The organism is Burkholderia sp. Bmkn7, assembly GCF_041103175.1.
GTDB lineage: Bacteria > Pseudomonadota > Gammaproteobacteria > Burkholderiales > Burkholderiaceae > Burkholderia > Burkholderia cepacia.
Window position 1 is genome coordinate 719,597 of sequence record NZ_JBGCUH010000001.1, and the last position, 22,431, is coordinate 742,027.

The window sequence follows — 22,431 nt, forward strand, 5'->3', positions numbered from 1 at the left end:
GCTCGCGCAAGCATAGCGCGATGTGAAGAAACCTGTCCGTTCGATGGAGTTACCCGATCGTGAGCACGAACCCGACGAACCCGACCGACGCGTCGAGCCCGCCGCCCGCCTCCCCCGCGCGCTCGCGCAGATGGCCGATAGTGCTGATCGCCGGCGCCGCGCTGTTGCTCGTCGCGCTGCTGGTCTACGAATACGACGCGCATGAACGCGGCACCGACGACGCATACGTGACGGGCCACCTGCACGTGATCTCGCCGCGCGTGGCCGGCACCGTCGAGCGCGTGCTGGTGGACGACAACCAGTTCGTGCATGCGGGCGACCCGCTCGTGCGGCTCGATCCGCGCGATTTCGACGTGCGCGTCGCGCTGCAGCGTGCGCGCGTTGCGCAGGCGCGTGCCGATGCGATGCGCGCGAAGGCGCTGGTCGAGCAGGCCGACGCGACGCTCGTGTCCGCGCACGCCGACGCCGAGAAGGCCGAACTCGACTACGCACGGGCGCGCGAGCTGACCCGCGAAACACCGCGCGGGTTGTCGCAACAGGAATTCGATGCGGCCAACGCGGCGCGCAAGTCCGCGCGTGCCCGCATCGACGCGGCGCAAGCGCAGCAGCGCAGCGCGCAGGCCGCATGGCAGGCGGCCGACGCGGTGTCGCACCAGGGCGACGCCGACTTGCGCGATGCGGAGTTGCAACTGCAGTACACGACCGTCGTCGCGCCGTCGGACGGCCGCGTCGGGAAGAAGACCGTCGAGACCGGCGAGCACGTCGCGCCGGGCCAGGCGCTGCTCACGCTGGTCGAACCGCACCCGTGGGTCGTCGCGAACTTCCGCGAAACGCAGCTCAAGCACGTGCGCGCCGGCGATGCCGTGCGGCTGCGTTTCGACGCGCTGCCGGACCTGACCTTCAACGGGCACGTCGACAGCCTGTCGCCCGCGACCGGCGGGCAGTTCGCGCTGCTGCCGCCCGACAACGCGACCGGCAACTTCACGAAGGTCACGCAGCGGGTGCCGGTCAAGATCCTGCTCGACGGGCAGGCGTCGACCGAGCCGCGCATCCGGCCCGGCCTGTCGGTCGTCGTCACGCTGCAAGCCGGCCGGGAACAGCCATGAGCCGCCTCGCCGCGCTGCTCGCCGCCGGCCTGCTGGGCGCCTGCACGATCGCGCCGCAGCCGCTCGCGCCCGTCCCGGTCGGCACCGACCGGTTCCGTCATGCGGATGCGCCCGGCGAACCGGCCCCGTCGCTCGCCGGATGGCCCGCGTCGTTCGGCGATGCGCCGCTCGTCGCGCTCGTCGACGCGGCGCTCGCCGGCAACTTCGACATCCGTGCGGCCGCCGCGCGCGTCGACCAGGCGCAGGCGCTGCTCGGCGTGCGCGAAGCCGCGCTTTCACCCACCGTCGGCGTCGATCCGTCATTCAACCGTTCGCGTGTGTCCGGCACGGTCGACAATGCGTTGCCGAAGCGGCTGATGCACAACTGGTCGGTGCCGTTCAACGCGAGCTATGAAGTCGATCTGTGGGGCCGCCTGCGCGGCGACGCGGAGATCGGCAGGCAGAACGTGCTGCAGGCCGACGCCGATCGCGCGGCCGTGCGGCTGCGCGTCGCGACCGAGGTCGCGAGCGACTACCTGACGCTGCATTTCGTCGAGGAGGATCTGGCGACGCTCGCCCGCGCGATCGAGCTGCGCCGCACCGCGCTCGACGTGATCGCCGCGCGCGTGCGGGCCGGCGCGGCGAGCGATCTCGACGCGCTGCGTGCTGCGGCCGATCTCGATACCGCGCGCGCCGATCTCGCGGACAGCCGGCGGCTGCGCGAGAACCTCGTCGATGCACTCGCGGTGCTGACCGGCGTGTCGCCGACCAGCTTCACGGTCGCGCCGACCGCCGCCGCGATTCGCGTGCCGGCGGTGCCGCCCGGCCTGCCGTCCGTGCTGCTCGCGCAACGGCCGGACGTCTATGCGGCGGCACGCCGTGTCGATGCGGCATCGCTCGAAACCGGCGTTGCCCGCACCGCATGGCTGCCGACGCTGACGCTGACGGCCCAGGGCGGGTTCGCGAGCCGCGACCTCGGCTCGTTTCTCGAGCGCAACAGCTCGCTGTGGGGCCTCGGGGCGAGCGTGGCCGAAACGCTGTTCGACGGCGGCAAGCGCGACGCCGCGGTAGCCGCCGCGAAGGCCGGCACGGCGCTCGCCGACGCGAACTATCGAGCGACCGCGCTGGGCGCGCTGCGCGAGGTGCAGGACGCGCTCAACGACATCGCCGCGCAGAACGAGCGGATCGTGCGCTACGACAGCGCGGCGCGCTCGACCGAAGCGGCCGCGCGGCTATCGCTGAGCCGCTATGCACATGGCTACGTCAGCTATCTCGAGGTCATCGACGCGGACCGCGACGCATTGAACGCGCAACTCCAGCTGATCCACAGCCGCCAGGCGCTCGCGATTGCGACGGTCGATCTGGTGCGCGCGCTGGGCGGCGGGTGGACGCCGCCCTCCGTCGCACCGCAAAACGTCGCGCAACGCGACGACCGGCTCTGAAAGATACCCGCCGCGCGGCCGGCGATGCAACACGACGTGCGTGCGGTCACGCAAGCCACGGGCGCTGGCAACACGGTGGCCGCATGAGCACCGTTGTCGTCGCCGTCGCCGTCGCCGTCGCCGTCGTCATCGTCGCGGCGCGGCCCGCCATGTCGAAGCCCGCACCGCTGCGCCGCCCGGCCTGCCGCGCGCTTCAGGTTCCGCTCGTCCGGTGTGCGTCCTCGCCGAGGAACCGGTGCACGAACGTCACGGCCATCGCCCCTTCGCCGACCGCCGACGCCACCCGCTTGACCGACCCCGAACGGACGTCGCCCGCCGCGAACGAGCCGGGCACGCTGGTTTCCAGGTAGTACGGCCGGCGCTCGAGCGGCCACACGCGCGCGAAGTCCGGGCAGTCGTACAGGTCGCTGCCCGTCACCAGGTAACCGCCCGGATTGCGGATGATGTTGGTATCGCGCGCCCATTCGGTGTTCGGCGCGCCGCCGATGCAGACGAACAGGTGCGTGGCCGGCAGCACGTCGCGCGCGCCGTCTTCCGTGCGCAGCACGATCGCCTCGAGCCGGCCGTCGCCCTGCAGCGCGTCGACGGTCGTGCCGTAGCGCACCGTCACGTTCGGCATGCGCTCGATCCGGTCGATCAGGTAGCGCGACAGCGTCGCCGCGAGCGACGCGCCCCGGACGATCATCGTGACTTCGCGCGCGTGCCGCGCGAAGTTCATCACGGCCTGCCCGGCCGAATTGCCGCCGCCGACGATGAACACGTGCTTGCCCTCGCACATCGGCGCTTCGCTCGATCCCGCGCCGTAATACAGGCCCGCGTTGAGAAACTTCGGTTCGTCGGGCAGGCCGAGACTGCGGTATTCGATCCCCGTCGCGCAGATGTTCGAGCGCGCGGTCAGGATCGAGCCGTCGGCCATGTCGACGCGGATCTTGCCGTCGACGAACGTCGCATGCACGCCCTCGCGCATCATCAGCAACTCGACGCCGAACTTCACCGCCTGCTGGCGCGCGCGTTCCGCCAGCTCGGCGCCCGGGATGCCGTCCGGAAAGCCCATGTAGTTCTCGATCAGCGAACTCGTGCCCGCCTGCCCGCCGATCGCGTCGCGTTCGATCACGACGGCCCGCAGCCCCTCGGACGCCGCGTAGACGGCCGCCGACAGGCCGGCCGGGCCGGCGCCGTAAATCGAGACGTCGTACTCGATGAAGCGTGGCCGGGAGACCCAGCCGAGCTTCGCGGCGATCTCCGGCAGCGTCGGCTGGTAGATGCACGTGCCGTCCGGAAACACGACCACCGGCAGCCGGACGTCGCGCAGCGGCGCGATGCCCAGCTCGCGCACGCAATCGGTGTCGGACGTCAGCTCGCACCATTCGTACTCGACCACGCCGCGCTTCAGGAAGTCGCGGATCGCGTAGGCCTCCTTGCTGTGAGGCAGGCCGATGACCTTGACATGCTGCGACTGCGCCATGAGCGTCTCCCGTTGACCGCGTGTCGAATCCCGGCCGGTTCCCGCGCCGGCCGCACGTGTGACTGTAGTCGTCATCGTCGCCACGGCCGCCGTGTTTCATTAGAATTAAGGTCCGCACGCGATGCGCGCCGTCCAAAATACATCGTGTTCCCCCGCTCGCAGCTTCGCGCCGGCCGCGCTGCGAGCGCCCCCTGCGCCGGCATCGGAGCGGCAGATGGCCACGACCTGCACCCACCTCGGCGAAGCGCGCATCCTGAACACCGACAAGGACTACTGCGAGGAATGCGTGAAGTCCGGCAGCCAATGGGTGCATTTGCGCCTGTGCCTGAGCTGCGGGCATGTCGGCTGTTGCGACTCGTCGCCGAACCGTCACGCCAGCCGGCATTTTCATGAAACGACGCACCCGCTCGCCCGTTCGATCGAGCCCGGCGAGCGCTGGGTCTGGTGCTACGCGGACGACGTGATGGCCGGCGAAATCACGCCGTAACCCGCCGAGCACCGGCATCCGGCACCGTTTTCGACCGAGGGTATACACGGTTCGATCGCGGCTTCTTCTCGCCGCATTTTTCTACTAGTATTTATCGAACGATAACTTATCTATCGATAAACAAGAGGTTCGTCATGACGGTATCCAGACTCGCGCACTACTCGATCCGCACGCTCGATCTCGAGCGATCGTGCCGGTTCTACGAACGTGTGCTCGGCTTCAAGCGCGGCTACCGGCCGCCGTTCGACTTTCCCGGCGCATGGCTCTACAAGGGCGGCGACGAAAGCGATTACGGCACGGTCCACATCATCGGCATCGACCCGGCCAACCCGGACGGGCTCGCGGCCTACCTCGGCGACAAGACACTGCCGGCGTCGGGCACCGGCACCGTCGACCACATCGCCTTCCTCGCGACCGGCGTCGAGGCGATGTGGGACACGCTGCGCGCCGAACACGTCGCGTGGCGCGATCGCACCGTGCCGAGCCTCGGGCTGCACCAGGTGTTCATCGAGGACCCGTCCGGCGTGACGATCGAACTCAACTTCCCCGCCGCCGAAGTCGCGGGGCTGACACTGCCCGCCGCCGTCCCGGCCGGCGACTCGCAAGCACACGGAGACTGACATGAACCACCGCACTTCGACCAAACGCAAGGCCGCGATCGTCGGCGGCTCGCTGGGCGGCCTGTTTGCCGCGAACCTCCTGCTGCGCAACGGCTGGGACGTGGACGTGTTCGAACGGGTGCCCGACGCGCTGTCGGGCCGCGGCGCCGGGATCGTCACGCATCCCGAACTGTTCGACGTGATGCGCGCAGCGGGCGTGCGCATCGACGAATCGATCGGCGTGGAGGTCGAGTCGCGGATCACGCTGGGCCGCGACGGCACCGTCGTATCGGAACGCCGGATGCCGCAGACGCTCACCGCATGGAGCAAGATGTACCACGTGCTGCGCGCGGCGCTGCCCGACCAGCATTACCGCGCGGGCGCGGTCGTCACCGACGTCGCGGACGGCCCCGGGCACGCGTCGGTCACGCTCGCCGACGGCTCGGTCGTGCATGCCGACCTGGTCATCGCGGCCGACGGCTTCCGCTCGGCGATCCGCGAGAAATTCCTGCCGGACGCGCGGCTGCAATATGCGGGCTACGTCGCGTGGCGCGGGCTGGTCGACGAACCCGGGCTGTCGGAGGCGACCCACGCGACGCTGTTCGGGAATTTCGCGTTCGGCCTGCCGCCGCACGAACAGATCCTCGGTTATCCGGTCGCCGGCCAGGGCAACAGCACGAAGCCGGGCGAGCGCCGCTACAACTTCGTGTGGTATCGCGCGACCCGCGAGGACACCGACCTGCCGGACCTGCTGACCGACGCGACCGGCAAGCTGTGGGCGGGCGGCATTCCGCCGACGCTGATCCGGCGCGAGGTGCTCGACGACATGGAAGACGCCGCCCACGCGCTGCTGGCGCCGCAGTTCGCCGAGGTCGTCGCACGCGCGACGCAGCCGCTGTTCCAGCCGATCTACGACCTCGAAGTGCCGAACATGGCGTTCGGCCGGATCGCGCTGCTCGGCGACGCCGCGTTCGTCGCACGGCCGCATTGCGGGATGGGTGTCACGAAGGCCGCCGGCGATGCGCTCGCGCTCGTCACCGCACTCGCCACGCGCGCCGACACGCTCGACGCGCTGGGCGAATACAGCGAGACGCGCACGGCGTTCGGCGCGGCGATCGTGGAGCACGCGCGCCACCTCGGCGCCTACATGCAGGCGCAACTGAGGAACGACACCGAGCGCGAAATGGCCGAGCGCTATCGCACGCCGGAAGTCGTGATGCGGGAAACCGCCGTCCCGCCGCATTTCTGAGCATGCACGGGCGCCGTGCGCGACACGCGCGGCGCGCGGCGCCAAGCCAAGCCCTGCCAGGCCATTCCAGACGAGAAGGAGACACCGTGAACCACCCGCTTCCGGCCACCGCCGGCACCGCGCCCGAACCGGCCGCACCGTCATACGCCACGCATCCGCTGCTGCGCGATGCCCGCTTTCGCGAACACGTCCGGCGCAGAAGGCTGTTCGCCTGGTCGCTGACGTTCGTCATGCTCGCCCTCTATTTCGCGTTCATCCTGACGCTGGCGTTTTCGCCGACGCTGCTCGGCACGCCGATCGTGCCGGGCCGGCCGACTCCGTGGGGCATCCCGGTCGGGTTCGGCATGTTCGTCGCAACCTTCGCGCTGGTCGCGCTTTACGTGTTCCGCGCCAATGCGGTGCACGACACGGTCGTCGCGGCCCTTCGCCACGGAGACGCATCATGAAACGCCTGCTCCCAGCACTGCTCGCCGCCTGCGGCTGTGCACCGGCGTTCGCGGCCGGCCCGGCCGCGCTCGCGCACGGGCACAATCCCGTCGCGATCGGCATGTTCGTCGTGTTCGTCGCGTCGACGCTGTTCATCACGCGCTGGGCCGCGCGCAAGAACCACAGCGTGGCCGACCACTACGCGGCGGGCGGCAAGATCACCGCGTTCCAGAACGGCTGGGCGATCACCGGCGACTACATGTCGGCCGCGTCGCTGCTCGGCATCTCCGCGCTGGTGTTCACGAGCGGCTACGACGGGCTGATCTATTCGGTCGGGTTTCTCGCGAGCTGGCCGATCATCCTGTTCCTAATCGCCGAGCCGCTGCGCAACCTCGGCAAGTACACGCTCGCCGACGTCGTGTCGTATCGCCTGCGGCAACGGCCGATCCGCGCGTTCGCGGCGTCGAGCTCGATCGTCATCGTGCTGCTGTATCTCGTGTCGCAGATGGTCGGCGCGGGCAAGCTGGTCGAGCTGCTGTTCGGCCTGAACTACACGGTCGCGGTGCTGGTCGTCGGCGTGCTGATGGTCGTCTACGTGTTCTTCGGCGGGATGCTGGCCACCACCTGGATCCAGATCATCAAGGCCGTGCTGCTGCTCGCCGGCGCGGCGTTCATGGCGATCATGGTGCTGAGCCGTTTCGGCTTCAGCCTCGACGCGCTGTTCGCGCAGGCGATTCTCGTCCACCCGAAACACGCGGCGATCATGCGCCCCGGCGGGCTGGTGTCCGATCCGGTCTCGGCCGTGTCGCTCGGCCTCGCGCTGATCTTCGGCACCGCGGGCCTGCCGCACATCCTGATGCGCTTCTTCACGGTCGGCGACGTCAAGGCGGCCCGCAAGAGCATCCTCTACGCAACCGGCATCGTCGGCATCGGGTATGCGCTGATCATCGTCATCGGCTTCGGCACCATCGCACTGGTCGCGTCGGACCCGCAGTACCACGACGCGTCCGGCGCGATCGCCGGCGGCGCGAACATGGTGGCGATCCACCTCGCGCATGCGGTCGGCGGCAACGTGTTCCTCGGCTTCATCTGCGCGGTCGCGTTCTCGACCATCCTGGCCGTGGTCGCCGGGCTCACGCTCGCGGGTTCGTCGGCGATCTCGCACGACCTCTACGCAAACGTGCTGCGGCGCGGGCAGGCGTCCGACCGGGACGAAATGCGCGTGGCGCGCGCCACGACCGTCGTGCTCGGCGTGCTCGCGATCCTGCTCGGCATCGCGTTCGAGAAGCAGAACATCGCGTTCATCGTCAGCCTCACGTTTTCGATCGCGGCCAGCTCGAATTTCCCGGTGCTGCTGCTCTCGATCTACTGGCGCGGGCTGACGACGCGCGGCGCGGTGCTGGGCGGCCTGCTCGGGCTCGCCACGGCCGTCACGCTCACCGTGCTGAGCCCGACCGTGTGGGTCCAGGTACTGGGCCATGCGCACGCGGTCTATCCGTACGAATACCCGGCGCTGTTCTCGATGGCGGCGGCCTTCGCCGGCGTCGTCCTGTTCTCCGTCACCGATCGTTCGGCACGCGCGCAACGCGAGCGCGCGCAGTTCGACACGCAGCTCGTCGCGTGCGAGATGGGCCTCACGGCGGGCATCTCGACGACCATCACGCAACGCGGCTGAACCGCACGTCACGCACCCTCGATAGACCATGAGAGACACCATGCTGAATTGCACCTGCTGCCCGTCGCCGGGACGCCGCCGCCTGCTCGGCGCGCTTGCCGCGTTCGCGGGCACCGCCGTCGCCGGACAGTCCGCGTCGGCCGCCGGCAGCGCCGGCACCCCGGCCGCACTGCCGCCGCACCGGCCGCGCTCGATCGACATCCACGCGCATTACTACCCCGAGAGCTTCTGCGACCTGGTCGGCGGCGAAGGCAAGCGCTTCGGCGGCTCGTTCGTGTGCGACGACACGTCGTTCACGTTCCGCACGCCCGCCGGCGGCCTCGGCCCGCTGCCGATGAAGTTCATCGACGTCGATGCGCGGCTCAAGGACATGGATGCGTCCGGCGTCGACGTCCAGGCGCTGTCGCTCAGCGTGCCGATGGCGTACTGGGGCGACCGGCCGTTCAACGCGAAGCTCGCGCGCGACTGGAATGCGTCGGCGTCGCGCGTCTACCAGCGGCACCCGACGCGTTTCGTCGTGCTCGCGACGCTGCCGATGCTGAACGCGGCCGACGCGATCGACGAACTCGAGCGCGCCGCGCAATTGCCGGGCGTGCGCGGCGTGTACATGGGCACCAACATCGACAACCGCGATCTCGACGATCCGCTGTTCGCGCCCGTGTTCGCCCGCATCGAGCAACTGGGCCTGCCGGTGTTCCTGCATCCGCAGCAGACGGTCGGCGGCGCACGGCTCGGCGATTTCTACCTCAGCAACCTGCTCGGCAACCCGTTCGATACCGCGATCGCGGGCTCGCACCTGATCCTCGGCGGCGTGCTCGACCGCTACCCGACGCTGGAGATCACGTTGCCGCACGCGGGCGGCGCGCTGCCGATCCTCGTCGGGCGCCTCGACGCGGGCTGGACCGTGCGGCCCGAAACGCGCCGGCTCGCGCAGAAGCCCAGCAGCTACCTGCGGCGCTTCAGCTACGACACGGTGTCGCATTCGGGCCCCGTGCTGAACTTCCTGATCGAGAACGTCGGCGTCGACCGGCTCGTGCTCGGCAGCGACTACTGTTTCGACATGGGCTACGAGCAGCCGGTGCGCTTTCTCGACCGTGTCGACCTGAGCGCGCAGCAGCGCGCGATGATCCTCGGCGGCAATGCGGGCAAGCTGCTGCGGATCTAGCAGTCGGGCCGGCGCACGGCGGCCTGCCCGCCGCGCTTGCACCGTCGGCGCAGCCCGCGGCCGGACATGGCAAGATCCGCAGCAGCCGTGGCCGCAGGCGCGCGGCGCCGTGCATCACGGCGCCTGGCCGGGACGCACGCCACCGGCCGCACACCGGAGTTACCCACGATGAAGATAGTCATTGCAGGCGGATCGATCGCTGGTCTCGCAGCCGCACTGACGCTCGACTGCGTCGGACACGACGTGACGGTCTGCGAACGCTCGCCGTCGCCGCTGCGCGGCCAGGGCGGCGGCGTGGCCGTATTGCGCCGGATGATGGCGTTTCTCGAACGGCATGGCCGGCATTGCCGCCACGCGATCAGCGTGCCCACGCACCGGCGGCGCTGGATCGATCGCGGCGGCATCGTCACGCGCGACGAGCCCGAGATGTTGCCGTTTTCGTCGTGGGACGCCGTCTACCGTTCGCTGTGCGAAACGCTGCCGCACGGGCGCATCCGGTACGGCCGCACGGTCACCGGCTTCGACCAGGACGCGGACGGCGTCGACGTCCACCTCGGCGACGAGCGCCTGCGCGCCGACGTGCTGATCGCCGCCGACGGGGCCGGCTCGACCCTGCGCGCGCAGCTCTTTCCCGGTTATGCGCCGTCGTTCGCCGGTTACCTCGCGTGGCGCGGGATCGTCGACGAAGCGGATTTCGATGCCGCGTCGATCGCGCCGCTGGTCGAGAACATGACGCTGCACAAGGCGCCGGGCGAGCTGTTCATGGCGTTCCTGATTCCCGCGCTCGACGGCTCGCTCGTGCCCGGCACGCGCCGCTTCAACTGGCTCTGGTATCGCAACGAAGCCGATCGCGACGCGCTGCGCCACCACCTGACCGATCGGGCCGGCCACGTCCATCACGCGTCCGTGCATCCGGGGCAGCTCGCCGACGACGTCGTCGCGACACTGCGGCAACTCGCCGGCGAACGCCTGCCGGCCCTGCTCGCGCAACTGGTGCACGCGACGCGCATGCCGTTCAACCAGGCGATCTTCGATGCGTTGAGCCCCGCATTCGTCGATGGTCGAATCGCGCTGATCGGCGATGCGGCGTGCACCGTGCGCCCGCATACCGCATCGGGCACGTCGAAGGCCGCGAGCGATGCGGTGTCGCTCGCCGAAGCGTTGCCGGCGGACGCGACCGACGTCGTCGCGCGCCTCGCGCAATGGTCGGCGAGACGGCGCGACGAAGTGACGTCGCTGCTCGAGAAGGGCCCGCAGCTGGCCGCGGCGTTCGGTCTCGGCACGCCGTGCTGACGCAGCGGCGCCCGCGCCAGGCCGGGCCGCAGCGGGGTTCAGAACGTTTCAGCGCAGTTTCAGGAAATGCCGCCGACGCCCGCGTAGACTGCCCTCCATCATCCGCCTCGCACACGATGACGCGATTGCGTCATTGCCCGCGCGGCCTCCCCACACCTGGAGCAACGACATGATCTCCGCCGCGAACCGCTGCCACCTGGCCGCCTCGCCATGGCCGGATCGCCCGGCGATGCGCCGCCGTCATCCGGCCGCACCGACCGGAACGACCGCCGCCGGCACGCGCGAGCCCGACCTTCCATCCAGCCCCGCGTGCCGCGGCAGCCGAACCCGCGCCGTCGCGCGCGGCCGGCATCCGCGCCATTGCCCCGCCGCTCGAACGATCGCGGGCGAACCGGTTCGCGTGGAGCGCGCATGAAGCACAAACGACTCTGGTTCGGCGCGGCCGCCATCGCGGCCGTCGGCCTGGCGATCGCGATCGGCATCATGTTCAAGCCGTCGATCGCGCCGATCGATCCGCCCGCCCGCGCGTCGTTCGATCCGCAACTCGTTCGCGCCGGCGCGCGTGTGGTCGCGCTCGGCGATTGCGTCGTGTGCCACACCGCGAACGACGGCAAGCCGTTCGCCGGGGGGCTGCCGCTCGCGACGCCGTTCGGCACGATCTACGCGACCAACATCACGCCGGATGCCGACACCGGCATCGGCCGCTGGTCGCGCGACGCGTTCGCACGCGCGCTGCGCAGCGGGATCGCCCGCGACGGCCATCCGCTCTACCCGGCATTTCCGTACATCCACTTCACGCGGATGTCCGACGACGACATCACGGCCGCCTACGCGTACCTGATGACCCGCGAGCCGGTGCGAACGAAAACCCCGCCGAACGACCTGATTTTTCCGCTGAACTTCCGGCCGCTGGTCGCGTTCTGGAACGTGCTGTTCCTGCGCGAGGGCGCGTACCGGCCCGACCCGTCGCAATCCGCGCAATGGAATCGCGGCAAGCTGCTCGTCGACGGCCTCGGGCACTGCGCGTCGTGCCATTCGCCGCTCAATGCGATCGGCGGCGAACAGGCCGGCAAGGCGTTCGACGGCGGTATCGTCGACGGCTGGGAGGCACCGCCGCTCAATGCGCTCGGCAGCGCGGTCAAGCCATGGACGCAGGCGCAGCTCGTCACCTACCTGCGCACCGGCCGCGCGAGCGAGCACGGCGCGGCGGCCGGCCCGATGCTGCCCGTCACGCGCGATCTCGCGACCGTGCCGCAGGAAGACGTCGAGGCGATCGCCGCATACATCCTGTCGATCCAGAAGCCGGCGGCCGCCCGGCCCGCGACGGCCGGTGCCGGACACGGCCCGACGACGCCCGCCGGCCAGCGCGGCGCGGTGCTGTTCCAGGCGTCGTGCGCGCAGTGCCACGGGCCGGCAGCGCCGATGCAGTCGATCGGCGAGCGGCCGACGCTCGCGTTCAGCACGGCCGTCGCCGCCGATACGCCGCGCAACGCGATCCAGATGATGTTCAACGGGATCGGCTGGCACGGCGAAGACACGCTGAACTACATGCCGTCGTTCATCGACCAGTACGACGACGCGCAGATCGCGGATCTCGCCGCGTACCTGCGGGAAGCATATTCCGATCGTCCCGCGTGGAGCGGCGTCGACACCCTGGCCGCGAAGCTCAGAAAGGAGGACAGCGCGCGATGATCACCCTCACCGTCAACGGCGTGCGGCACACGCTCGACATCGATCCGTCCACGCCGCTGCTGTACGCGCTGCGCAACGACCTGCACCTGCACGGCGCGAAATTCGGCTGCGGCCTCGGGCAATGCGGCGCATGCACCGTGATCGTCGACGACAAGCCGATGTTCTCGTGCCTGATTCCGGTGTCCGCGCTCGGCGAGCGCCGCGTGCGGACCGTCGAAAGCCTCGGCAGCGCCGCGCATCCGGGCAAGCTTCAGCAGGCGTTCATCGATCACCAGGCCGCGCAGTGCGGGTATTGCATCGCGGGCATGATCATGCGCGCGCAGGCGCTGCTCGAGCGCAACCCGAAACCCACCGAACGCGAACTGCGCACCCAGATGGAACCGAACCTGTGCCGCTGCGGCACGCACATGCGGATCCTGGCGGCGATCCGCCAGGTCGCCGGCCTGCCGGACCCGGAACCGGCCGCCGCGCCCGTCATGATCAGCAAGGGACTCTGATGAACCCAACCGACGACATCGACGAAGGCCGCCGGCACTTCATGGTTTCCGGCGCGCTCTTCGTCGCGTTCAGCCTCGCGCCGGTCACGCGTGCCACCGCGCAGCTCGTGATCGCGGACGAAGGCGCCGCCGTCCACGTCGCCAAGGCGACCGAAACGCTGGCCGGCAGCCTGAAGACCAACCCGCTGCTGGACGCGTGGATCAAGATCACGCCCGACGGCAAGGTCACCGTGTTCACCGGCAAGGTCGAGCTCGGCACCGGCGTGCGGACCGCGCTGCTGCAGGTGGCGGCCGAGGAGCTGAACATGAAGCCCTCGCTGATCACGTTCCTGACCGCCGACACCGGCGCGTCGCCGGACGAGGGCCTGACGGCCGGCAGCCACACGATGGCCGACAGCGGCTCCGCGTTGCTGAACGCGGCCGCGCAGGTGCGCGGGCTGCTGGTCGACGGCGCGGCGAAGCAGTTCGGCGTCGACCCGCGCACGCTCACCGTCGCCGACGCGGTGATCAAGGCGCCGGACGGCCGCACGATGCGCTACTGCGACGCGGTGCGCACGGTCGACCTGCACCGCAGCGCGACACCGACGTCGCCGCTGAAGCCGCCGGCCACGTTCTCGGTGATCGGCACGTCGCTGCCGCGCGTGGACATTCCGAACAAGGTCACGGGCGGCGTCAGCTACGTGCAGGACATGGAACTGCCCGGCATGCTGCACGCGCGTGTCGTGATGCCGCCCGTGTACGACGCGAAGCTGCTGTCGTTCGACGAAGCCGCGATCCTGAAGATGCCGGGCGTGGTGCGGATCGTGCGCAACGGCAGCATGCTCGCCGTCGTCGCGCAGGGCGAATGGCAGGCGGTCGTCGCGCAGCGCGCGCTGGCCGCCGGCAGCCGCTGGTCGCCCGGCCGCGCGCTGCCCGAGCGCGGCACCGTGCATCAGGACCTGAAGCGAATCGCGACGCAGCGCATCGAGATCGCGAACACGAAGGGCGCCACAGCGCCGGCCACGAAAACACTGTCCGCGACGTTCCTGAAGAACTACCTGCTGCACGGCTCGATCGGGCCGTCGTGCTCGGTCGCGCATCTCGAGAACGGCATGCTGACCGTGTGGACCCACTCGCAGGGCGTGTATCCGCTGCGCGACGCGCTCGCCGAGATGCTGTCGATGCCGAAGGCGAGCGTGCGCTGCATCCACACCGAGGGTTCAGGCTGCTACGGGCACAACGGCGCGGACGACGTGGCCGCGCACGCGGCACTGATCGCGGCGGCGCTGCCCGGCAAGCCGATCCGCGTGCAATGGATGCGCGAGCAGGAACACACGTGGGACCACTTCACGCCCGCGATGGTCACCGAGCTCAGCGCGTCGCTCGACGCGAGCGGCCATATCGTCGACTGGAACTACGCGCTGTGGAGCAGCTCGCACAACGAACGGATCGTCAATGCCGGCCGGCTGCTGCCCGCGCGGATGCTCGAGCCGCCGTTCGTGCCCGCGCCGTCGACGCCGATGCTGCAGCCCGAGGGCGGCGGCGATCGCAACGCGATCCCGCTGTACGCACTGCCGACCATGCACATCGTCAACAACTTCTCGCCGACGATGCCGCTGCAGACCTCCGCAATGCGCTCGCTCGGCGCGCACACCAACGTGTGGGCGATCGAGAGCTTCATGGACGAGCTCGCGCACGCCGCGGGCGTCGATCCGGTCGAATTCCGGCTGCGGCACATGCAGGATCACCGCGCGAGCCAGGTGATCAAGCTCGCCGCGACGAAGTTCGGCTGGCCCCGGCCGCCGCGCGAACGCAACCGCGGCGTCGGTTTCTCGTTCGGCAAATACAAGAACCTGATGGCCTACGTCGCGATGGCGGTCGAGATCACGGTCGTGCCGGAAACGGGCCAGGTGACGCTCGACCGCGCGGAAGTGGCCGTCGACGCGGGCCAGGTCGTGTCGCCGGACGGCATCCGCAACCAGATCGAAGGCGGCATCGTGCAGGCCGCAAGCTGGACACTGTACGAGGCGCTGCAATACGATACGCAGCGCATCCGCAGCTTCGACTGGAGCAGCTACCCGATCCTGCGTTTCCGCGCGGCACCGCAAAGCATCAAGGTGCACCTGATCAACCGCCCGGGCGCGCCGTTCCTCGGCGCGGCCGAGGCGTCGATGGGGCCGACCGCGGGCGTGCTGGCCAACGCGATTTTCGATGCGACCGGCCAGCGGATGCGCGAAATGCCGTTCGCGGGCGAAGGGCTCAGGAAGCGCATCGACGCGTAGCGGCGGCACCCCGACATACAAGCCGCGCCGGCATGCACCGGCGCAGGCAACGAACAGGCTGGAGATTTCCGAACGATGGATACCTTGCTTTCGATGCGCGTGTTCACGCGCATCGTCGAGACGGGCAGCTTCACGCGCGCGTCCGACACGACCGGGCTGACGACGCCGCGCGTCTCCGCGCTGCTGAGCACGCTCGAACAGCATCTCGGCTGCCGGCTGCTGAACCGCACCACCCGCCGGATCTCGCTGACCGAGGACGGGCAGGCCTACTACGAGCGCTGCGTCGGCGTGCTGCGCGAGATCGACGACATGGAGGCCGCCGTCTCGCAGGCGCGCAACGTGCCGCGCGGCCGCCTGAAGGTGAACCTGCCGCCGGCGATGGCCAAGCAGATCATGGTGCCCGCGCTGCCCGAGTTTCTCGCCGCGCATCCCGGCATCTCGGTCGAACTCGGCGTGACCGACCGGCAGATCGACCTCGTCGGTGAAGGCGTCGATTGCGTCGTGCGCATCGGCGCGCTCGACGACTCGGGGCTGGTCGCGAAACGGATCGGCAGCCTGACCACCTGCACGTGCGCGGCGCCCGCGTATCTCGAACGCTGCGGCGCGCCCGAAACCGTCGACGATCTCGCGCAGCACATCGCGGTCAGCCACATGTCGGCCGATACGGGGCGGCCGCGGCCGTGGGACTACGTCGTCGACGGCGAAACGCGCATCGTGCAGATGTGCGGCACCGTCGCGGTCAACGATGCCGACACCTATATCGCATGCGGCGTCGCCGGCATCGGCCTGATCAAGACCTCGCTGTACCTGGTCGAGCCGTACCTGCAATCGGGGCGCCTGCGCGAGGTGCTGACCGATTTCAACACGCCGCCGCGGCCGATCTCGATCCTGTATCCGCCCAACCGGCATACGCCCGTCAAGCTCAAGGTGTTCGTCGACTGGCTCGCCGGGCTGTTCGCGCAGATTCCGACGCTGCAGGGGCAGCGCCGCTGACGCCCGCCGTCGATGCCCGTCGCTGAAACCGCGCGGCCGCGCCCGCGCGCACACCGCATCGATCAAGTGAATTAAGACGCGGTTTAGGACTATTCAGTCCACCCGATCCAGACTGCTCTCAGGGGCCTTGCGATCCGCGATATCCGCGCCGGAGGCCCGTTTCGAGAGGCCCAACATGACGATCGCGAACGCCGGCCCGTCCGTCCAGGACGTCCACGCCGTCTTCGATGTCCTCGGCCCCGCGTTCGCGCACGGGCGCATCGCGCGCGTCGGCGACGCGGCCCGCACGCCGCGCCCGCATCCGGCATCCGGCAAGTCGAAGGCGCTCGCCGCCCCGGCCACGCTCGCGCAGGCGTTGCCGGCCGACGCGCGCGACGTCGCGCCGCGTACCGCGTCGTGGGCGGCCACGCGCCGCGTCGCAGCGGTCACCCTCGCCCTCCCCGGCATGCGGCTCGCAACCGATCTCGGCCTCGGCCTCGTCCCCCTCACATGAACCCGCACGCGCTCCGACCCCTTTGCGTCGCACGCAAAGCTCGATTGCGCGCCGGCCGTATTCTCTTGTTATCGATCGATCAATAACCTTGTCGGCAATGCGGCGGCTTGCGTTTCGCCGCGGCGAACACCGGAACAACCGAACACCCGTATCCCATCACGCCCGCCCGACAGCCGGGCCCCCGACATCTCTTTCGAAGGAGTCGACCATGTCAGCAGAATCCACCCCGCTCGCGGCCCACGGGCACGCGGCCAAGCTCACGCAGGGCCTCATCCTGCTGTTCGCGTTCAGTTGCGGCGCGATCGTCGCGAACCTGTACTACGCGCAGCCGATCACCGAACTCATCGCGCCCAGCCTGCACATGTCCGGCGCAACCGCGAGCCTGATCGTGTCGCTGACGCAGATCGGCTATGCGTTCGGCCTGTTCTTCATCGTGCCGCTCGGCGACCTGCTCGAGAACCGCAAGCTGATGATCGTCACGGCCGTCGTGTCGATCGCGAGCCTCGCGGCGGCGGCCGTCGTGCAGACGCCCGGACTGTTCCTCGCGGTTTCGCTGCTGATCGGCTTCAGCTCGGTCGCGGTGCAGATCCTGGTGCCGCTCGCCGCGCACCTCGCGCCCGATCATTCGCGCGGCCGCGTGGTCGGCACGATCATGGGCGGCCTGCTGCTCGGCATCCTGCTCGCGCGCCCGCTGTCGAGCGTGGTGGCCGACGCGTTCGGCTGGCGCTTCGTGTTCGCGGCCGCCGCGGTGCTGATGACGCTCGTGACCGCCGTGCTCGCGCTGACGATCCCGTCGCGCCAGCCCGATCACCGCGCGACCTATTTCGAGCTGATCGGCTCGCTGCTGCACCTGGTCCGCACGATGCCGGTGCTGCGCCATCGCGCGTTCTACCAGGGCCTGATGTTCGCGTCGTTCAGCCTGTTCTGGACCGCCGTGCCGGTCGAACTCACGCGCCACTACGGCCTGTCGCAATCGGCCATCGGCCTGTTCGCGCTGGTCGGGGCCATCGGCGCGACGTCGGCCCCGGTCGCCGGCCGCCTCGCCGATGCCGGCCACGGCGTGCGGGCGACGCTGATCGCGCTGGTCGCCGGCGCGCTGTCGTACGCGGTCGCGCTGATCCACGGCGCCGGCCTGTATGGCCTCGTCGTCACCGGCATCGTGCTCGACTTCGCGGTGCAGATGAACATGGTGCTCGGCCAGCGCGAGATCTATGCGCTGCACGCGGCAAGCCGCAACCGGCTGAACGCGCTGTACATGACGAGCATCTTCGTCGGCGGCGCGATCGGCTCCGCGCTCGCGAGCCCGCTGTACGAACACGGCGGCTGGCCGCTCGTCGCTGCAGTCGCCGGCGCGTTCCCGGTCATCGCGCTCGCCCACTACCTCGCGATCGGGCGTCCGCACGCACAACGCCACGCACAGTCCTGAACCGGCGCCGGCACCGGTTCACGCGCGACGCCCTCCGGGCCGCTCGCGCGCCGGAACGCTGCCGGCACGTCACTTCCGTCTGTTTCGAACTTTCCGCAGGGCCCGCCGCCTGACCGGTCGCCACCACGCGACACGCGGCGCGGCCCTGCCTCACGCAAAAAGGAATCCATCATGTCTTCCCTGCTCAGCCACTACGACCTGCGCGGCCTGCCGCTTCCCAACCGTGTCGTGATGGGGCCGATGACGCGTTCGCGCGCGCCGTCGCGCGGCCAGCCGACCGAGCTGATGGCCGAGTACTACGCGCAGCGCGCGTCCGCCGGCCTGATCGTGACCGAGGCGACCAACGTCAGCCCGGCGTCCGCCTCGTTCGAACTGACGCCGGGGCTCGTCACCGACGAGCAGGCGGCCGGCTGGAAGCAGGTCACGGACGCCGTGCATGCGAACGGCGGCCGGATCTTCGCGCAGCTGTGGCACGGCGGCCGCGTGAGCTCGCTGACGCTGCTCGGCGGCGCCGCGCCGCTGTCGCCGTCCGGCGTGAACGACGATCTCGAGCAGTTGCAGGTGTGGGCGCAGTTGCAGAACGGCTATTACACGAAGATCCACGCGACGCCGTCGCGCGCGATGACGACGGACGAGGTGGCCGACACCGTCGACGAATTCCGCGACGCGGCCGTTCGCGCGATGGCGGCCGGCTTCGACGGCGTCGAGATCCACGCGGCCAACGGCTACCTGCCGCACCAGTTCCTGTCGTCGACGCTGAACCGCCGCGACGACCGATACGGCGGCTCGGTCGCGAACCGCGCGCGCTTCCTCGAGGAGATCGTCGACGCGGTCGGCGCCGTGATGCCGCTCAGCCGCGTGGGCGTGCGTATCTCGCCGTACGCGAAATACAACAATGTGCGTGACGCGGATCCGGATGCGACGTACGCGTACGTCGGCCGCATGCTCGACGAAGCCGGTGTCGCCTATGTGCACGCGGCGGACACCAACGGCTGGAGCGGCGAGCCCGACCTGCCGCGCATCGTCGCGAACGCGCGCAAGCATTTCGGCGGCACGCTGATCGTCAACGGCGGCATCGCGCCGGATGCCGCGAATGCGCTGATCGACGCGGGCGACGCCGATCTCGTCGCGTTCGCGCGGGCGTACATCGCGAACCCCGATCTGGTCGAACGCCTTGCGGCGAACGCACCGCTCGCCGCGCCGAAGGCGGTCGGCTGGTACGGCGGCGACCGCGCGGGCTATGTCGACTATGCGCGTCACGATGCGGCGGGCGTGAGTGCGTAAGCGCCCAGGTGCGCAGGCGCGCGAGCACCTGTGCACCTGTGCACCCGGCTCACGCCGGCGGTACCAGCCGGAACCCGCGGGACCCCGTCAGGCGTCCTGCCAGCGTGCGCCGAGCACGCGCCCGCAGAAATTCAGCCGGTGGAAATCCGGATCGGCGCGTTCGAGCACGTCGGCGCTCCACGTGCCGAACGTCGACGCCGGCCGGTGCGCGACGCCGCGTGCGACCGCATCGAGGAACGCGTCGCCGAAGCCTTCGCCGCGCGGGTAGGCGGCGAGCAGCGCGCGCCGCTCGTCGGCCGAATACGCGTCGAAATCGGTGGCCATCAGGTCGGTCGAGACGGCGGCCGCCAGCACGCGCGCGAGCGGCGACACGCGCGCGGCGACGCCGGGCGTCGTATGCAGCGCGATCGCGTGCCACACGTCGTCGCGCAGGCGCTGCGACGTCTGGTGGCGCAGCAGGAACGTATCGGCGGCATCGGCGCTGTCGAGCTCGTAGCGCGCGGCCGAGCGGCCATACGCGGTGCTCAGTCCCATGTTCGCGTACATCGCGGCCACATACAGCGCATCGGCATCGCAGGTCTCGCCGGCACGCTGCGCGGCCAGCGACGCGAGCACGAACACCCGGCTCGCATGCCCGGTGATCGCCCGCGGCAGCGACGCGCGGGCTGCTTCGGCCGCTTCGATCGCCATCGGCGTCCGCGGAATGCGGACACCGGCGACTTCATCGTCGGCCGACGCGCACGTGTGCGCAGAACTCATCTCGTCTCCTTCTGCCCCTCGCCGGGGGCGGAAAATTGTCCATGCCTCGCGCGGCACGCGCCGACGCAGCCGGCGCGGGCACACTGGCGGCCGGTACGGCGTCGGCCTAGTACGCGAAACCGGGGTAACCCGATGCTTCGCACTGCTCGGCGGTTTCCATCGCGGCCGCATGCAGGCGCTGCACGAACGCGCGCCCGAACCCCCGCGCGGCACTGGCCGCCAGCGGGCCCGCACCGGCTGCACCGGCTGCACCGGCCGCGGCACGCAGCGAAGCCGACTCGGCCGAACGACGCCGGCCGGCACCGCCGAATTCGGCGACCGGCGACCACGCGGGGCTGACCGCCGGCGGCGGCGGTGCGAGCGACGCGAACTCGTCGTCCGCATGCACGATCCTGCCGCCGACGACCGTCAGCACCGACGACAGCGACGTGATCCGCGCCTCGTCGATCGTGAAGTAGTCGTCCGTCAGCACCGCGAAATCGGCGTAGTGGCCGGGCACCAGCGCGCCCTTGCAGTCGTCCTCGCCGGAAAACCATGCGCTGCCGACCGTATAGCAGCGCAGCGCTTCCATGCGGCCGAGCCGGTTGCGTTCCGGATACAGCGCCGTGCCGCCGACCGTGCGCCCCGACACCATCCAGTAGAGCGACACGAACGGGTTGTAGCTTGCGATGCGCGTTGCATCGGTGCCCGCGCCGACCGGCAGCCCGGCCGCCAGCATCGCGCGGATCGGCGGCGTGCGCATCGCGGCTTGCGCGCCGTAACGCGCGATGAAGTACTCGCCCTGGAACGCCATCCGGTGCTGGACCGTCACGCCGCCGCCGAGCGCGGCGATGCGCGCGATGTTCGCATCCGTGATCGTCTCGCAGTGATCGAAGAACCAGCGCAGGCCGTCGAACGGCGTCTCGCGGTTCACGGCTTCGAGCACGTTCAGGAAGCGGCCGATCGATTCGTCGTAGGTCGCATGCAGCCGGAACGGCCAGCGGTGCCGCACCAGCAGCCGCACCACCGCGGCCAGTTCGGCCTCCAGCGCCGCCGGCAGATCGGGGCGCGGTTCGAGAAAATTGCCGAAATCGGCGGCCGAATACACCAGCAGCTCGCCGGCGCCGTTCATCCGCAGGAACGCGTCGCCGTCGCCGGGTTTCGCGAGCGTCACCCAGCGCGCGTAGTCGTCGAGCTCCCGCCCCGCATGCTGCACGAACAGGCTGTACGCGACGCGCACGGTCATTTCGCCGCGCCGCGCGAGTGCCAGGATCGCGCCGTAGTCGTCCGGGAAGGCCTGGAAATCGCCGCCCGCGTCGATCGCGCTCGTCACGCCGAGCCGGTTCAGCTCGCGCATGAAATGCCGCATCGAATTCATCTGGTCGTCGTGGCCGAGCTTCGGGGCCCGTTCGAGCGCCTCGTGCAGCACGGCCATGTCCGGGCGCGCGATCAGCAGGCCGGTCGGCCGGCCGAGGCGATCGCGCTGGATCTCGCCGCCGGGCGGGTTCGACGTGTCGCGGCCGTAGCCGATCGCGCGCAGCGCGGCCGCGTTCAGCAGCGCGCTGTCGCCCAGGTGCATGATGAAGACCGGCGTGTCGGGCGCGATCGCGTTCAGTTCGGCCGCCGTCGGCCCGCGCTTTTCGGCGAACTGGAATTCGGTCCAGCCGCCGACCACGCGCACCCAGTGCGGCGCGGGCGTGCGCAGCACCTGGCGACGCAGCATCGCGAGCGCGTCGGCCAGCGTCGGCACGCCGTCCCAGCGCAGTTCCAGGTTGAAGTTCAGGCCGCCGCGGATCATGTGCAGGTGCGAATCGTTCAGCCCCGGGATCACGGTGCGGCCGTTCAGGTCGATGCACTGCGTGCCGGCATGCGCATGGCACATCACGTCGTGCCCGCTGCCCGTTGCGAGAATCCGGCCGTCCTTCACGGCGAGCGCGGTCACGAACGACTGCCGGTCGTCCTGCGTCGCGATCTTGCCATTGCATACGATGAGGTCCGCCGCCGCGGCGGATGCCGTCGCCCTAAGCACCGTCAGGCCCTCCGCTTGCGCCGTGAGCCGGCACGCGGCCGCATGCCGCCTGCCTCCGGTTCGACGATACACGGACCATCCACTCCCCCTTGAACATTGAACGATCGGACCGACGGGCCGCGGCGCGATGGC

General features: G+C 70.1%; 20 protein-coding genes. 17 read left to right on the forward strand and 3 right to left on the reverse strand.

The window, feature by feature from the left end:
* The first annotated feature begins 59 nt into the window (after positions 1–59).
* Positions 60–1,106, forward strand: coding sequence for an HlyD family secretion protein (locus AB3K92_RS03110; protein ID WP_021158277.1), 1,047 nt, complete (start codon positions 60–62; stop codon positions 1,104–1,106).
* On the forward strand, positions 1,103–2,527 hold the full coding sequence (locus tag AB3K92_RS03115) for an efflux transporter outer membrane subunit (protein WP_369464425.1): 1,425 nt from the start codon (positions 1,103–1,105) through the stop codon (positions 2,525–2,527). Before AB3K92_RS03110 ends, AB3K92_RS03115 begins: the two co-directional genes overlap by 4 nt.
* 193 nt (positions 2,528–2,720) lie before the next feature.
* On the opposite strand, the gene AB3K92_RS03120 is transcribed toward AB3K92_RS03115, so the two are convergent.
* Positions 2,721–3,992 (reverse strand): NAD(P)/FAD-dependent oxidoreductase, encoded by a 1,272-nt coding sequence (locus AB3K92_RS03120; protein WP_059555619.1) that lies wholly within the window; start codon positions 3,990–3,992, stop codon positions 2,721–2,723.
* Between the two features lie 214 nt (positions 3,993–4,206).
* Between AB3K92_RS03120 and AB3K92_RS03125 the strand changes: the two genes are divergently transcribed.
* The 15 genes from AB3K92_RS03125 to AB3K92_RS03195 all read left to right on the forward strand — a co-directional run bounded on the left by AB3K92_RS03125 (position 4,207) and on the right by AB3K92_RS03195 (position 19,532).
* Positions 4,207–4,479 (forward strand): ubiquitin carboxyl-terminal hydrolase 14, encoded by a 273-nt coding sequence (locus AB3K92_RS03125; protein ID WP_021158273.1) that lies wholly within the window; start codon positions 4,207–4,209, stop codon positions 4,477–4,479.
* Positions 4,480–4,613: 134 nt separating this feature from the next.
* A complete protein-coding gene (locus tag AB3K92_RS03130; protein ID WP_059587568.1) occupies positions 4,614–5,099 on the forward strand; it encodes a VOC family protein in 486 nt (161 codons plus the stop codon).
* Position 5,100: 1 nt separating this feature from the next.
* A complete protein-coding gene (locus tag AB3K92_RS03135; RefSeq protein ID WP_059587570.1) occupies positions 5,101–6,327 on the forward strand; it encodes an FAD binding domain-containing protein in 1,227 nt (408 codons plus the stop codon).
* Positions 6,328–6,413: 86 nt separating this feature from the next.
* Positions 6,414–6,773: a DUF485 domain-containing protein gene (locus AB3K92_RS03140; protein WP_021158270.1), complete on the forward strand. Its 360-nt coding sequence runs from the start codon at positions 6,414–6,416 to the stop codon at positions 6,771–6,773.
* The gene (actP, locus tag AB3K92_RS03145) at positions 6,770–8,428 is read left to right on the forward strand and encodes a cation/acetate symporter ActP (protein ID WP_369464426.1); all 1,659 of its coding nucleotides are present in this window, start codon (positions 6,770–6,772) and stop codon (positions 8,426–8,428) included. Before AB3K92_RS03140 ends, actP begins: the two co-directional genes overlap by 4 nt.
* Before the next feature lie 40 nt (positions 8,429–8,468).
* Positions 8,469–9,593 carry an amidohydrolase family protein gene (locus AB3K92_RS03150; RefSeq protein ID WP_059555627.1) on the forward strand — a complete coding sequence of 375 codons (1,125 nt, stop codon included), beginning with the start codon at positions 8,469–8,471 and terminating at the stop codon, positions 9,591–9,593.
* A 168-nt stretch (positions 9,594–9,761) separates the two neighbouring features.
* Entirely contained in the window at positions 9,762–10,886 is a 1,125-nt protein-coding gene (locus AB3K92_RS03155; RefSeq protein ID WP_059587574.1) for an FAD-dependent monooxygenase, read from the forward strand.
* Between the two features lie 169 nt (positions 10,887–11,055).
* Positions 11,056–11,301, forward strand: a complete 246-nt coding sequence (locus AB3K92_RS03160) for a hypothetical protein (RefSeq protein ID WP_021158266.1) — start codon at positions 11,056–11,058, stop codon at positions 11,299–11,301.
* Positions 11,298–12,578 carry a cytochrome c gene (locus AB3K92_RS03165; RefSeq protein ID WP_059587575.1) on the forward strand — a complete coding sequence of 427 codons (1,281 nt, stop codon included), beginning with the start codon at positions 11,298–11,300 and terminating at the stop codon, positions 12,576–12,578. Before AB3K92_RS03160 ends, AB3K92_RS03165 begins: the two co-directional genes overlap by 4 nt.
* The gene (locus AB3K92_RS03170; RefSeq protein ID WP_021158264.1) at positions 12,575–13,075 is read left to right on the forward strand and encodes a (2Fe-2S)-binding protein; all 501 of its coding nucleotides are present in this window, start codon (positions 12,575–12,577) and stop codon (positions 13,073–13,075) included. Before AB3K92_RS03165 ends, AB3K92_RS03170 begins: the two co-directional genes overlap by 4 nt.
* Positions 13,075–15,336, forward strand: coding sequence for a molybdopterin cofactor-binding domain-containing protein (locus AB3K92_RS03175; protein ID WP_059587577.1), 2,262 nt, complete (start codon positions 13,075–13,077; stop codon positions 15,334–15,336). Before AB3K92_RS03170 ends, AB3K92_RS03175 begins: the two co-directional genes overlap by 1 nt.
* 75 nt (positions 15,337–15,411) lie before the next feature.
* Entirely contained in the window at positions 15,412–16,329 is a 918-nt protein-coding gene (locus AB3K92_RS03180) for a LysR family transcriptional regulator (protein WP_021158262.1), read from the forward strand.
* A 175-nt stretch (positions 16,330–16,504) separates the two neighbouring features.
* The gene (locus tag AB3K92_RS03185; RefSeq protein ID WP_059587579.1) at positions 16,505–16,822 is read left to right on the forward strand and encodes a hypothetical protein; all 318 of its coding nucleotides are present in this window, start codon (positions 16,505–16,507) and stop codon (positions 16,820–16,822) included.
* Between the two features lie 208 nt (positions 16,823–17,030).
* Positions 17,031–18,248 (forward strand): MFS transporter, encoded by a 1,218-nt coding sequence (locus AB3K92_RS03190; protein ID WP_059587580.1) that lies wholly within the window; start codon positions 17,031–17,033, stop codon positions 18,246–18,248.
* A gap of 171 nt (positions 18,249–18,419) precedes the next feature.
* Complete coding sequence (locus AB3K92_RS03195; protein WP_059587582.1) at positions 18,420–19,532, forward strand: alkene reductase; 1,113 nt, start codon at positions 18,420–18,422, stop codon at positions 19,530–19,532.
* An 87-nt stretch (positions 19,533–19,619) separates the two neighbouring features.
* On the opposite strand, the gene AB3K92_RS03200 is transcribed toward AB3K92_RS03195, so the two are convergent.
* Positions 19,620–20,291 (reverse strand): hypothetical protein, encoded by a 672-nt coding sequence (locus tag AB3K92_RS03200; RefSeq protein WP_021158258.1) that lies wholly within the window; start codon positions 20,289–20,291, stop codon positions 19,620–19,622.
* A 106-nt stretch (positions 20,292–20,397) separates the two neighbouring features.
* A complete protein-coding gene (locus AB3K92_RS03205) occupies positions 20,398–22,299 on the reverse strand; it encodes an amidohydrolase (RefSeq protein WP_369464427.1) in 1,902 nt (633 codons plus the stop codon).
* Between the last annotated feature and the right edge of the window lie 132 nt (positions 22,300–22,431).

Coding starts and splice junctions, on each gene's coding strand:
- AB3K92_RS03170 (WP_021158264.1), top strand. CDS start 12,575: ATGATCACCCTCACCGTCAACGGCGTGCGGCACACGCTCGACATCGAT.
- AB3K92_RS03160 (WP_021158266.1), top strand. CDS start 11,056: ATGATCTCCGCCGCGAACCGCTGCCACCTGGCCGCCTCGCCATGGCCG.
- AB3K92_RS03135 (WP_059587570.1), top strand. CDS start 5,101: ATGAACCACCGCACTTCGACCAAACGCAAGGCCGCGATCGTCGGCGGC.
- actP (WP_369464426.1), top strand. CDS start 6,770: ATGAAACGCCTGCTCCCAGCACTGCTCGCCGCCTGCGGCTGTGCACCG.
- AB3K92_RS03115 (WP_369464425.1), top strand. CDS start 1,103: ATGAGCCGCCTCGCCGCGCTGCTCGCCGCCGGCCTGCTGGGCGCCTGC.
- AB3K92_RS03150 (WP_059555627.1), top strand. CDS start 8,469: ATGCTGAATTGCACCTGCTGCCCGTCGCCGGGACGCCGCCGCCTGCTC.
- AB3K92_RS03180 (WP_021158262.1), top strand. CDS start 15,412: ATGGATACCTTGCTTTCGATGCGCGTGTTCACGCGCATCGTCGAGACG.
- AB3K92_RS03130 (WP_059587568.1), top strand. CDS start 4,614: ATGACGGTATCCAGACTCGCGCACTACTCGATCCGCACGCTCGATCTC.
- AB3K92_RS03155 (WP_059587574.1), top strand. CDS start 9,762: ATGAAGATAGTCATTGCAGGCGGATCGATCGCTGGTCTCGCAGCCGCA.
- AB3K92_RS03165 (WP_059587575.1), top strand. CDS start 11,298: ATGAAGCACAAACGACTCTGGTTCGGCGCGGCCGCCATCGCGGCCGTC.
- AB3K92_RS03195 (WP_059587582.1), top strand. CDS start 18,420: ATGTCTTCCCTGCTCAGCCACTACGACCTGCGCGGCCTGCCGCTTCCC.
- AB3K92_RS03200 (WP_021158258.1), bottom strand. CDS start 20,291: ATGAGTTCTGCGCACACGTGCGCGTCGGCCGACGATGAAGTCGCCGGT.
- AB3K92_RS03120 (WP_059555619.1), bottom strand. CDS start 3,992: ATGGCGCAGTCGCAGCATGTCAAGGTCATCGGCCTGCCTCACAGCAAG.
- AB3K92_RS03190 (WP_059587580.1), top strand. CDS start 17,031: ATGTCAGCAGAATCCACCCCGCTCGCGGCCCACGGGCACGCGGCCAAG.
- AB3K92_RS03185 (WP_059587579.1), top strand. CDS start 16,505: ATGACGATCGCGAACGCCGGCCCGTCCGTCCAGGACGTCCACGCCGTC.
- AB3K92_RS03175 (WP_059587577.1), top strand. CDS start 13,075: ATGAACCCAACCGACGACATCGACGAAGGCCGCCGGCACTTCATGGTT.
- AB3K92_RS03125 (WP_021158273.1), top strand. CDS start 4,207: ATGGCCACGACCTGCACCCACCTCGGCGAAGCGCGCATCCTGAACACC.